The sequence below is a fragment of the uncultured Campylobacter sp. genome (assembly GCF_938018035.1).
Classification (GTDB): Bacteria; Campylobacterota; Campylobacteria; order Campylobacterales; family Campylobacteraceae; genus Campylobacter_B.
In genome coordinates, this window is sequence record NZ_CALIJF010000392.1 from 1 (window position 1) to 12,257 (window position 12,257).

A 12,257-nucleotide genomic window follows, 5' to 3' on the forward strand; every position below is an offset into this window, starting at 1 on the left:
AAGAATTCCAAGAATTCCAAGAATTCCAAGAATTCCAAGAATTCCAAGAATTCCACTCAGCTCAAAAAATCATAGTTAAAATTTAGCAAACTCAGGACCCGATTGCTAAAATTTTATAAAATTTATATAAAAACCTTGACATCATACCACTCAATGTTGTATAATACTGGCAATCTTACCGAAAGAGTGCTAAAAGTGAAAACGAATAAACGCGATATGATCCTGGAATCCATCATTTCCGCCTATCTCGATAGCAACACCCCGATCGGATCTTCCGAGCTGGGTGAGCGCATGGGCGTAGCGATGTCCGCGTCTAGCATTCGAATTTATTTTAAGCGCTTAAGCGACGAGGGGGCTTTGACGCAGCTTCATGTAAGCGGTGGCAGGATCCCCACGGTTGCGACGATGCAGGATTACTGGCGCGCTAGACTTAGCTTCGACGATGAGTTAAAAATAGACGATGCTCGCGAGCTAGAAGCGGTGCTTGAGGATTTTGAAATTTACTGTATGATTTTCAACGCCGAAAACGAAGCCCTAAGCGAAGTCATCAATCACGATGATCGCTTCATAATCCTTGCATTTAGAACGGATGAGATTATCTTAAAATACGATTTTAGAGTTTTTAAATTCCTATCAAATTTAATAGGAATTTCACTCGGTGATTTGGAATTAGCTTCGATGCAGATCGGTCTGCGCGAGCTTAGCACCAAAATTAAAGAGCTAAAAAATTCTAAAATCGAATTTCTTTGTAACGAGGTCGTAGCGTATAAGATTTTCAAAGATGAGCGGTTTAAAATTTTACTCAACCCCTCGATCGCCGTAAATTTTACGAAAAATTTGATCTTCGCGCCCTACTTCGAGCACGGATTTATGGGGATCAAACGCCCCGTAAAATTCGAAGGCGAGGACGCTACGATGATCTGCGCAGGCAGCGTTTACGAGAATTACGAGAAATTTTTTAACTACGCTAAAGGAGTAGCATGAGCCATAAATTTAAAGAGCACGACGATAAAAACGCAGCGTGCGATAGTGAAGAAAAAGAGGTTTGCGAGCAGTGCGCGTCAGAGGCGAGCGAGCCGCAAGAGGCGCAGACATGCGACGATACTGACGCGCAGATACAAAAGCTTCAAAACGAGCTGAGTGAGATCACTGATAAATTTTACCGCGCCAATGCGGATTTTGAAAATCTCAAAAAACGTTTGGAAAAAGAAAAAGATAGCGCTGTTGCTTACGCTAGCGAGAGCTTTGCGAAGGATCTGCTGCCGATAATCGACGCGCTTGAGGAGGCCGCCAAAATTGATGTGGAAGGTAATGAGCTTGCGGATAAAATCGAAGTTGGCGTAAAACAATGTCTAAGCCTTTTTACAAAGACTTTTGAAAAATACGGTATCGTTCCGATAGCGACGGATGCGGGATTTGATCCTAGCGTGCATAATGCCATCTCGATGATTGAAGCCGAAGGCGCTAAAAAAGGCGATATCGTTCAAGTATATCAAAAAGGCTATATGTATAAGCAGCGCGTTTTGCGCGCCGCTATGGTAGTGGTGGCGAAATAATCGTCCAAATTTTAAAATTTTAAATTCAACACAAAGGATAACAAATGGCAAAAGTCATAGGCATCGACCTAGGAACAACAAACTCGTGCGTAAGCATATTTGAGCGTGGCGAGAGCAAGATCATACCGAACAAAGAGGGTAAAAACACCACTCCGTCGGTAGTCGCTTTCACCGACAAAGGCGAGGTTTTAGTAGGCGACAGCGCCAAGCGCCAAGCAGTCACTAACCCAGAAAAGACGATCTATTCGATCAAGCGCATAATGGGTCTTATGATGAATGAGAAAAACGCGCAGGAAGCCAAAAAGCGCCTACCGTATAAGATCATCGACCGAAATGGCGCGTGCGCGGTAGAGATCGCGGGCAAGGTTTATACGCCGCAAGAAATTTCAGCCAAGGTGTTAATCAAGCTAAAAGAGGACGCTGAGGCGTTTTTGGGCGAGCCCGTCGTAGATGCGGTCATCACCGTGCCTGCGTATTTCAACGACAGCCAAAGAAAGGCGACGAAAGAAGCAGGAACAATCGCGGGCTTAAACGTGCTTCGTATCATCAACGAGCCGACCGCAGCGGCGCTTGCGTATGGACTGGATAAAAAAGAATCCGAAAAGATCGTAGTTTATGATCTGGGCGGCGGTACATTCGACGTAACCGTGCTAGAAACCGGTGATAGCGTCGTAGAAGTTTTAGCTACCGGCGGTAATGCATTTTTGGGCGGCGATGATTTCGATAACAAACTGATCGACTTTTTAACCTCGGAATTTCAATCTGAAACAGGCATTGACTTACGCGGCGACGTCATGGCTATGCAGCGCCTAAAAGAGGCTGCGGAAAACGCCAAAAAAGAGCTAAGCAGCGCGATGGAAACGACGGTAAATTTACCTTTCATCACCGCAGACGCTACAGGCCCAAAGCACCTGATGAAAACCATCACCAGGGCTAAATTTGAAAGTATGATCGAATCGCTTGTGGGCGAGACCATAAGCACGCTCAAAAGGGTCGTAAGCGATGCGGGTCTTAGCATGAACGACATAAAAGAAGTCGTCATGGTGGGCGGCTCGACGCGCGTGCCTTTAGTGCAAGAGGAGGTCAAAAAGGCTTTCGGCAAGGAGTTAAATAAGAGCGTGAACCCCGACGAAGTCGTAGCAATCGGCGCAGCGATCCAAGGCGCGGTCATCAAAGGCGACGTAAAAGACGTACTACTGCTCGACGTTACTCCGCTAAGCCTAGGCATCGAAACCCTAGGCGGCGTAATGACTAAGATCATCGAGAAGGGAACTACGATACCTACGAAAAAATCTCAAACTTTCTCGACAGCAGAGGATAACCAAAGCGCCGTTACGATCAACGTTTTGCAGGGCGAGCGCGAGTTTGCGAAAGACAACAAATCGCTAGGAAATTTCAATCTTGAAGGCATCATGCCTGCTCCTCGCGGCGTGCCGCAGATCGAGGTGGAATTTAATATCGACGCGAACGGAATTTTAACTGTTTCGGCAAAAGACAAAGCCACCGGCAAAGCAACCGACATCCGTATCACCGGCTCAAGCGGCTTAAGCGATGCCGAAATCGATAAGATGGTGAAGGATGCCGAGCTTCACAAAGAGGAAGACAACAAGCGCAAAGAGACCGTCGAAGCGCGCAACCAAGCCGATAGCATCGCACATCAAACCGAAAAGAGCCTAAGCGAGATGGGCGAGAAGGTGCCGGGCGATCTACGCGCTAAGATCGAGGGCGCGCTAAATGATCTAAAAGCCGTGCTAAAGGATGAAAACGCGAGCAAGGAAGCGATAAACTCTAAAGTAGAAGCCCTAAGCAAGGTCGCCGAGGATCTATACAAGGCCGCCAGCGCAAATCAGGGCGGATCGCAAAGCGGATCGCAAAGCTCCGGCTCAAACGGCGGCAAAAAAGACGACGACGTCATCGACGCCGAAGTCGAGTAACCCGCCGCAAAGTGAAATTTTATAACCGCGCGCCCGGTAGTTTTGCCTGCGCTTGAAAGGTAATTTTACCGGCGCGCGGCAGAAGCGACCCCATAAACCGCACATAAAATTTCATAGCTTCACAGACTCGGGCGTTTTTCATACGCCCGAGCTTAACTGCTACTTCAAATTAAATTCCCAACAAACTAAAATTTTGAGTCACACATAAATACTACTAAATTTTGCGCTGTATAAATATCGCTAGACATTAAAGTATATCCGAACGCGACTGAAATTTCTCCGTGCCGATCTCAAATATAGCTGAAATTTTAAGCCTATCGCCTACAAACGAAGCTGCGATAAATTTAAACGTATGGCTAGAAAGTAAAAAATGTATCGTAAAAAGACGCGGTAAAAAGCGCCGGTTAAATTTTAGAAGCAAAAGAGCTAAATTTAAAGGCGCGCAGATTGATTTATGAAAAAGCAAAAGCCCAAAGGCTGCGTTTCGCCTTTGGGCTTTAAATTTAGCTTTATTTAGCTAGAGCTAATTCTTGCGAGTATTCGCATCAGGGGTGAAAAGCGGCTTATTTAGCAGCTTGAAATCGCCTACGAACTTCTGCCCCTTCTCGCTAGTGATCCATTTGATGAAGCGTTGCGCGTTTTCGTAGTCGGCTTTTGGGCAGTGCTTTGGATTGACCGCGATTACGGAATAAAAATTCTTCAGATCGTTATCGCCTTCGTTGATGATGACCATATCGGGATTGCCCTTTTTATTATCCTCGTATTTGATGTAGGTGCCGCGATCGGTGAAGGTCACGCCCTTTTGCTCGGCGGCTGCGTTGATCGTAGCGATCATACCTTGACCGGTTTGGTTATACCACGCCTCGTTTTCAGGCACGGCGCCCTCAACCTTTTTCCAAATTCCTTTCTCTTTGTTATCGGTACCAGATTTATCGCCGCGAGAGAAAAATTTAATCTTCTCCGCCTTGATTAGCTCAAACGAGCCCTTAAGATCCTTGCCTTTAAATTTAGGCGCGATGGATTTATCGGCGATGAGGATAAAATCATTATACATAACGGGCGTGCGGTCAACGCCGAAGCCTTTTTCTACAAATTCTTTCTCGACCTTCGGCGAATGCACGAAAAGTATGTCCGCATCGCAGTTCTCGCCAAGCTTTAGAGCAGCGCCCGTGCCTACCGCCGTCCATTTGATATCGACGCCGGTTTCCGCCTTATACGCAGGATAGATCGCGTCTAGCAAGCCCGTATTATCGGTACTCGTTGTAGTTGCCATCACCAAATCGTTGTCGGCGGCAAAAAGGCTCGCACTAAGAGCGAGCGAAACAAAAAATATTTTTTTCATGTTATCTCCTTTAAAAAATATGCTATTATAGCATATAAATTTGGTTTATAAATATGCCAAAATAGAATATTTAGGACACGATCTTGGACTTTATTTTAGAAGGAATTTTAAGCGCATTCGGGCTGCTTTTTAGCGGCGATGCGGAGACCTTTTCGGCGATCAAAGCGACGCTTTATACTTCGAGTATCTCGATACTTTTCGCTATTTTAATCGGCTTTCCGATAGGATTTATCCTCGGATTTTACGAATTTCGCGCTCGCAGAACGCTTAGGCTTTTAAGCGACGTAGCGCTTGCGATGCCCACGGTAGCGATAGGACTGATCCTTTACGCTTTCATCTCCAGAAACGGTCCTTTGGGCGAGCTGGGGCTGCTTTTTACGCTTAAAGCCGTGATGCTCGGGCAGTTTGTGCTGGCGCTTCCCATCATCGTCTCGCTAAGCGCCAGCGTCATCGAAAATATGGACAAGAAGCACTATCTAAACATTATGAACTACCGCCTAAGCCCGCTAAATTTAATCCTTTGCGTGCTTTACGAGCTGCGCTACGCGCTACTGGTCGTCATCGCTACCGCTTACGGGCGGATCGTCGCGGAGGTGGGCGTAGCGATGATGATCGGCGGCAATATCAAATATTTCACCCGCACGATCACCACGGCGATCTCGCTTGAGACCAACAAGGGCGAGTTTGCGATGGGTATAGCGCTCGCGCTGGTGCTGATTTTAATAGCGTTTGCGGTAAATTTAGCCATCCACGCGCTAAAAAGGCTGGATCGATGAGTGCAGATAAACTAACGCATCCGAGCAAAAATTTCACGGACAAAAACCGGGCGGAGAGGGAGCGCGAAAATTCTATGGGCGAAAATTTCACGGACGCAAATTCCGCTGCGGGAAATTCTACGAGTGTAAATTCTGTAACCGAGAATTCCATTAGCGCAAATTCCGCGGATAAAAATTCCAAGAGCGAGAATTTCGCGAGTGAGAATTCTGCGAGAAAGAATTTTGCAAATGAGAATTCCGCCGCCGCGCGATCTGTACCCGATAGCGAGCTGATTTCGGTGCGGGATCTAGTGCTGCACTACGGACGGAGTGAAATTCTAAATATTCCTAGCCTCGATCTAAATACGAGCGGCATCACGGCGCTTTTGGGCTCCAACGGCAGCGGCAAATCCACGCTACTGCGGATTTTATCCTTTTTGCAGCGTCCAAGCAGCGGCAGCGTGGAGCTTTGGGGGCAGCGGGCGCCCTCTTTGCAGACGTTGCGGCAGATCTGCTTGCTGCTGCCCGAGCCCGTGCTTTTAAAACGCAGCGTGGAGCAAAATTTTAAATTTGCGCTCAAAAGTCGCGGCGCGCTTGCGGAATTTGACGAGCGGGTTGATGAGGCGCTCGGCCTAACGGGGCTTGATAGAAGTTTTTTATCAAAGAAGCATTTCGAGCTTAGCTCGGGGCAGACACAGCGCATCGCGTTTGCGCTCGCTCTGGCGCAGCGCGCGAAGCTCTATCTGCTCGACGAGCCGACCAACAGCCTCGATCTTGCCGCCTCCAAGCTCTTTGCGCGCGCGATTTTATTTATGCGGAGTCGCTACGGCTGCGGCTTTATCATCGCCAGCCACGACGAGAAATGGCTCAGTGCGATCGCGCAAAGAAGCGTATTTCTGCATCGCGGCAAGATATGCAAGTTCGAATACAAAAATATCTTTGACGTGCAAAACGGGATTTTAAAATTTTCGGATGAAATTTCGCTACGCCTTGAAGAGGGGCTCGCACGCGCTCGCAAAATCGCGATAAATCCGAGTAAAATTTTATTATCTCAAAGCCCGTTTGAGCGCTGCTTTGCGGGGATTTTGCACTCGGTATCGCTTCAGTACGGCTCCTCGCTGCTCATCAAGATCAAGGCGGGCGACGTGCTGCTAAAATGCGTCACGGCGCAGGATGAGCGGCGCTGGAGCGCGGGCGAGAGGATCTATTTCGGATTTGAAGACGGCGCATTTTTAGGGCTGGAGTAATTCTGCGCGAAGTGTAGATAAGCTTAATTTTGCTTTAGAATTTTATTCGCGCGGCACTAATAAATTTCATTTCTGCCTCAAATTTTTACTGCGAACCATCTAGCGCGGCGTACCCGGCAAAACAGAGCGCAAAAATTTGCGTTTTGAAATTTTGAAATTTACAGGCAGAGCTTTACCTGGCGGCGCAGCGTGAAATTTTAAAATTTCTAGGCGAGGATTTCAGAATTCTAAATTTTAACTCTGCGGAATTTGTCGGTAAATTTACGGGCAGAATTATACGTTACTCCGCGAAACGTGTCGTTTATTTCGCCTGCAGTGTAAAGGCGAAATGATAGCAATAGTTCCGCGGCGCAAAAGCCGCGTAAAATTCTAAAGAGACGGCACGAAATTCCGATAAATTTTAAGGACTGTGCGGAATTTTACTAAATTTCACGAGAGCTCAAAAAGCGGCAAGCCCTAACCCACGCCGCTTAAATTTTCCCGCCAAACATCTCATACATCGCCTTTTCCTCGCCCCAAAGCTCGCGGTGTTTTTTGATGCAGGATTTTATCGCACCCGTGAGATAGCGCACGTCGCGCTCGGTGTGCGTGTAGTGCAGGCTCACGCGCACGAAGCCGGGCTTGCTCTCTGGCATGCGCCCCTCCTTGATACCCAGCAGATCGTGAGCGTACGGACCCGCGCACATCACGCCGGCGCGCGTCTGGATGCCAAAGTCGTTGCTAAGGCTCGCGGCGAAATCATACGCCGAGACGCCGCGCACATTAAAGGAAATTATCGGCAGCCGCGGCACGCCCTTTGGAGCGTAGTTTATGACCTCGTCTATGCCTGCTAGCTCGCTCTCAAAAAGCCGTGCTAGCTCGTCCTCGGCGCTTTTTATTTGCTCGAAGCCCACCTCATTTCGCAGCGCATAAGCCAAATTTGCCCGCATTAGCCCGATGATGGGCGGCGTACCGCCCTCCTCTAGCTGCTCGGGGTTTTTCAAAAATACGTGCCCTTCGCGGCTAGCATAGGCGACCGTCCCGCCTGCGGCAAAGGTCGGCACATCGCTGTTAAGTAGCTCCTTTTTGATCGCCAAAAGCCCGCAGCTAGCAGGTCCGCCAAGTAGCTTATGCGGCGAGAGGAAAATCGCGTCGAAGTAATCGCAGTCTAAATTTACGTGCGAGCTCAGCGCCGCGCAGTCAAAGGCCACGATACCGCCCGCGGCTCTGATTAGCTCGCTAATCTTTTTATAATCGCTAATGACGCCCGTGACGTTTGAGGCGGCGCTAAACGAGCCGATGATACGGCGTGTTGCGTTAAGCTTTAGGATGCGCTCAAGCGCAATCAGATCGATCTCGCCGCCCTCGCTAAGAGGCACGCGCATGTAGTCGCAAAGCCCCTCGCGAAAGCTAAGTTCGTTTGAGTGGTGTTCGTATGGCGAAACGAGCACGAGCGGAAGCTGCGCGGCGCGTAAATTTGCCTCGCCGATCGCGCTTCTGGTCGCAGGCGGTAGATAGATACCAAGCAGCTCCTGAAATTTCTTGATCGCGGCCGTCGCGCCCTGTCCGCAGGCGATGAGACAAAACCGCTCGTCAAGCCCCAGCAGCTTTTTTAGGCTCTCGCGCGCTCCCTCGTAGCGCCGCTGCGTGATGATGGCGCTAGAGCTACTGTCGGAGTGGGTGTTGGCGTAAGTTTTTAAAATTTCGCCTATCTCGCGCTCTACGGGCTCGTAGGCAAGCCCCGAAGCGGTATAATCAAAATAGTGCACGCCAGGTTTTAGGATGATATTTTTTCGAATTTCGTCTAAGCTTAGCATTTGCGGCCTTTAAAATTTAAGTGATTAATTATAGTGAAATTTGGATTAATTTAAGGCTTTGCGGCCTGGCAGGAAGGAATTTTAATGAGAATTTAGAAAAGCTTTGCCTACTATATCACTTAATTTCTGATGCTATATAGTTTTACTCCTTCAAATTTATTGATTACTATCTAGTTTTTTAGCTGCTTCTTGTCTTAGAATTTCGGCATAATCTTTTATATCTATTTTCTCGCCGTTATGTAGAATTTCCACTTTCGCTTCCTCTAGCATTTCCTCAAAATTTAAATATTTAAAAAATGTCTCAATATCGAATGCCTCAGTACTATTTTTATCTTTGAGGCTGTTTCTTTGCAAAATCTCTTCATCGCTTAGCCCATTGCCGCAAAGAGCTTTATATCTATCTATTTTCATATTATAGAAATTTAATATTTTGATGTCAGGTGCTAGCTTGGTACATTTTTTATCGTTTGGCATATAACCAAAAAATTTTATAAAATCTTTTTCTTTCCAGTATCTATCCGTTCCCTTTTCCCTCTCTTCGTTATTTTTAACTTCCCATCTGCCTCGAAGAGCCCAATCATATGATTCTAAAATCTTTTCTCCATAGCAGTAATCATTCATATGGTTTATGTAAGACTCCTTCTCTTTTATAGACATGGCTCTATTATTCAGACAATTGTTGCGGGCTACAATAAAGTCATCTTTATCAGGCAAGCCATCTATATTATGTTTTATTAATAATTTTAATTTATCTTTATACATCATATCCCGCGGAAGAAAAGTATAAATAGATCTTTTAAATATTTCCTTTTGTTTAAACGAAATGCCGTTCTCACTTAAATAATACAAAGGACCTTCATATGCTTTCGGTTTCATACCTCTTTGTAGCATCATATCGGCAATTTCTAACAAATTACTATATATTGCATAGTTTAATGGATAAACAGGATCTTTTGAGTGATCATGATTGATTAGACACTCAGTACGTAATTTTATATCTATATTGTTGCCAACTATGATTTCGGTGTCGTCAGAATATCTAGGGCAAACTATATAGCCCTGCACCATTTTGACTTCTTCAAATTTAACGCCGTTGTCTAAAAGCAGTCTTACCGCTTTGGTAGCATTATTTTCTATCGCATAAGCCATAGCGGATAGCTTGTATTCATCTTTTTTATGTATATCCGCACCTAACTTTATAAGCTCTTGGGTAGTATTCGTATCATTCCAAAAGCTAGAATACATCACAGGCGTTACCCCTCCGTGCATAGTATGCTAGACGGATAGATTGTTATCTTTCATAAATTTTAAAATTTCATCAGTTTGCTTGCTTTTTAAAAGCCTTTTTAGTTCTACGTCTATAGCGGGTTCTTTAAATATGTTTTTTGGATTTGAATTGTAATCTATATCCCAGTAGCGAAATGCAAAACTTTCAACTTCTTCTTGAGTTACGTATTTGCTAAGACCCGGCACTTTGGAAACATTAGTATCTGAAGTAACGGTAAAATGGGTTTGCTTGCACTCCACAAGGCCCGATCTTTCGGCTAATAGATACAGCGCGCATACGACCACCACGCAGACAGCATAAATAAACCGAAGTTTAAAGCTTTTCAAAATTTCCCCTTAGAATTTTGCCCGCGACTATATCCAATCAGTACTTAATAAAATATAAATACTATATAGGCGAAATAGGCAAAGCTAGCTGAAAAATGCGGTTAAGCTGGGTTTAAACGATGAAATCTTTCGAGTAAATTTGGCGAACGAATGTCGTCATAGACCATATTTGCGTAATCGTATCCCTATTTGCACGCTACACTAGGCTCCATATCCGAAGCTCGTTCGCCGTAAATTTACCGCAACGTCTTTGCGTAGGCTTTTCTTAAAAGCACAGACCACCAAAATTATCGTAGTGCTAATGAGCGTCGAGCAGCCTTTGCCGTATCACAAAAAGCCGCTATTTTGCGGATCTGTTCGCAAGCTGCTCGCGCGGTCATAAAGCGCGTTTCGCGCCTATTTGCCGATAAAATTTTTCTGCAACCACTCCATCGCTTTTTCTTCGCTTTCAAATCTGCCGCTTTTGGCGACTTGAAACTGCCCTTCGTAGAAGCGAATTCTGATACCGTCCTGGACGCTATCTACCTTGATACGCGTAATCCTGTCTTTGTTTAGATAGGTTCGGTCGTTTAGCTTTACAAACATCGTTTTCTCCTTTAAATTTAATGGTTTTTATCTTTCGCTTTACTTGTGTCTTTCTCGCCCTCTTTTTTCAAAAAAAGCTCCTTAAAGCGCTCGTTTGCGTAGTTTTCTATATCGCTTTGCAGCTGCTTATATGCAGCGATCAGCTCATAAGCGCGCGCATTTAGCGTTGTGCCTGCGGCATTGCCGCCGCCTTGCTTGGTGCTAAAGAGCTCCTCTTGCAGATTTTTTTGTAAAATTTGCAGATGGCTCCAGCACTTTTTGTAGTTCATCCCCAAAACCTCGGCGGCTTTAGAGATGGAACCCGTTTGGGCGATCACGTCCAGCACTTCGGTTTTGCCCTTGCCGAAAATGAGCTCACCCTGCGCATTTTCGATCCAAGTTTTTGTTTTTACTCTCATTCTTTTGCCTTTCTTCTCCTTAAAGCAGCCCAGCTGACAATATTTCACGTCTATGGCGTGCTCCTTAAGCGTAGAGCGCACGGTATCAAACCCCACTCCGCCGCTAGCTACGGCGCGGGCGTCGCGGCAAAAAATCCGCCTTTTATCATCCAAAAACGGATTTAGCTTTTTCAGCGCCTTTATGCTGCCTCCGCTACATTGCAGCTTACCGAACTGTCCGAGTTCGCAGCGATCTATCCGTATCCCTTCGCGTGCTGCGAGATCTCCTACGACGCCTGCATCCACGCCCAATTTAGCAGCGATCTTAAACGCCGCGCCGCAATCGAGCTTGCCGCTTGGATTTAATAAATTTAAAATCAGCCTTTTGATCTCGCTTGCTTTTTTATCGTCTATCTTGATATCTATCTCCATGCCGCCCTCTTAACTCAAAATTCTCTCTTCGCCGCTATAGACGTTTAAATTTTCGCCGCGCGCGAAGCCGCAAAGGGTAAGATCAAATTTACGCGCGATCACGACGCCCAGGCTCGTAGGAGCCGTGCGCGAAACAAGCGCGCTAACGCCGCTCATCACGGCTTTGGCAACCATTTCGGAACTTAGCCTGCCGCTTACCAAAAGAAGTGAGCCCTGCGTATCGTGCCCCGCCAAGACCGCCTTGCCGACGGATTTATCGATGGTATTGTGCTGGGCGATATCCTCACCGATAAAATACTCGCCGCCCGCGGTAAAGAGCTTTGCGGTGTGCACACAGCCCGTCATCTCGTAAAGCTCGCACTGCGTGTAAAACTCGCTCATCAAATTTAAAATTTCATTCTTATGAAATTTAGCGTCCGAGCGGACTTTGCGCGCCGCCATCGCCTCTGGATCGATATTTGCGGTAGAGCTGCGCCCGCAGCCGCTGATGATGACCTTTTCGGCATCGAAGCTATTTAGCCGCTTTTCGTTTATCTCGCCGCAAACATTCACGCTAAGCCCGTCCGGCGCGAGCTCGATGCTTTTTATACCGCTTGGATCCGAGATCAAATTTTCGCTC

At 46.5% G+C, this 12,257-nt stretch carries 13 protein-coding genes; 6 read left to right on the top strand and 7 right to left on the bottom strand.

What is annotated here, in order from left to right:
* Positions 1–195: 195 nt before the first annotated feature.
* The 4 genes from Q0257_RS11875 (at position 196) to Q0257_RS11890 (ending at position 3,948) form a co-directional block, all read left to right on the top strand.
* Positions 196–984 carry an HrcA family transcriptional regulator gene (locus Q0257_RS11875; protein WP_298025056.1) on the top strand — a complete coding sequence of 263 codons (789 nt, stop codon included), beginning with the start codon at positions 196–198 and terminating at the stop codon, positions 982–984.
* Positions 981–1,556 carry a nucleotide exchange factor GrpE gene (locus tag Q0257_RS11880; RefSeq protein WP_298025058.1) on the top strand — a complete coding sequence of 192 codons (576 nt, stop codon included), beginning with the start codon at positions 981–983 and terminating at the stop codon, positions 1,554–1,556. Before Q0257_RS11875 ends, Q0257_RS11880 begins: the two co-directional genes overlap by 4 nt.
* Before the next feature lie 44 nt (positions 1,557–1,600).
* Positions 1,601–3,490: a molecular chaperone DnaK gene (gene dnaK / locus Q0257_RS11885; protein WP_298025060.1), complete on the top strand. Its 1,890-nt coding sequence runs from the start codon at positions 1,601–1,603 to the stop codon at positions 3,488–3,490.
* A gap of 281 nt (positions 3,491–3,771) precedes the next feature.
* Positions 3,772–3,948, top strand: a complete 177-nt coding sequence (locus tag Q0257_RS11890; RefSeq protein ID WP_298025062.1) for a hypothetical protein — start codon at positions 3,772–3,774, stop codon at positions 3,946–3,948.
* A 65-nt stretch (positions 3,949–4,013) separates the two neighbouring features.
* Here Q0257_RS11890 and tupA read toward each other — a convergent pair whose 3' ends face one another.
* Entirely contained in the window at positions 4,014–4,832 is an 819-nt protein-coding gene (gene tupA / locus Q0257_RS11895; RefSeq protein ID WP_291937738.1) for a tungstate ABC transporter substrate-binding protein TupA, read from the bottom strand.
* An 83-nt stretch (positions 4,833–4,915) separates the two neighbouring features.
* Between tupA and tupB the strand changes: the two genes are divergently transcribed.
* Both tupB and tupC read left to right on the top strand, forming a co-directional pair.
* Positions 4,916–5,608, top strand: coding sequence for a tungstate ABC transporter permease TupB (gene tupB, locus Q0257_RS11900; RefSeq protein ID WP_295152571.1), 693 nt, complete (start codon positions 4,916–4,918; stop codon positions 5,606–5,608).
* The gene (gene tupC, locus Q0257_RS11905) at positions 5,605–6,834 is read left to right on the top strand and encodes a tungstate ABC transporter ATP-binding protein TupC (protein WP_298025064.1); all 1,230 of its coding nucleotides are present in this window, start codon (positions 5,605–5,607) and stop codon (positions 6,832–6,834) included. Before tupB ends, tupC begins: the two co-directional genes overlap by 4 nt.
* Before the next feature lie 470 nt (positions 6,835–7,304).
* On the opposite strand, the gene Q0257_RS11910 is transcribed toward tupC, so the two are convergent.
* The 6 genes from Q0257_RS11910 to fdhD form a co-directional block, all read right to left on the bottom strand.
* Positions 7,305–8,630 carry an aminotransferase class V-fold PLP-dependent enzyme gene (locus Q0257_RS11910; protein ID WP_298025066.1) on the bottom strand — a complete coding sequence of 442 codons (1,326 nt, stop codon included), beginning with the start codon at positions 8,628–8,630 and terminating at the stop codon, positions 7,305–7,307.
* Between the two features lie 156 nt (positions 8,631–8,786).
* A complete protein-coding gene (locus Q0257_RS11915) occupies positions 8,787–9,899 on the bottom strand; it encodes an ankyrin repeat domain-containing protein (RefSeq protein WP_366517517.1) in 1,113 nt (370 codons plus the stop codon).
* A 6-nt stretch (positions 9,900–9,905) separates the two neighbouring features.
* Positions 9,906–10,244: a hypothetical protein gene (locus tag Q0257_RS11920; protein ID WP_298025070.1), complete on the bottom strand. Its 339-nt coding sequence runs from the start codon at positions 10,242–10,244 to the stop codon at positions 9,906–9,908.
* 396 nt (positions 10,245–10,640) lie between these two features.
* A complete protein-coding gene (locus tag Q0257_RS11925; RefSeq protein WP_005869215.1) occupies positions 10,641–10,829 on the bottom strand; it encodes a hypothetical protein in 189 nt (62 codons plus the stop codon).
* Between the two features lie 17 nt (positions 10,830–10,846).
* On the bottom strand, positions 10,847–11,638 hold the full coding sequence (locus Q0257_RS11930; RefSeq protein WP_298025071.1) for a LysR family transcriptional regulator: 792 nt from the start codon (positions 11,636–11,638) through the stop codon (positions 10,847–10,849).
* A gap of 9 nt (positions 11,639–11,647) precedes the next feature.
* Positions 11,648–12,257 (bottom strand): formate dehydrogenase accessory sulfurtransferase FdhD (gene fdhD, locus Q0257_RS11935; protein ID WP_298025073.1); only part of this gene is annotated, 610 nt, incomplete at its 5' end.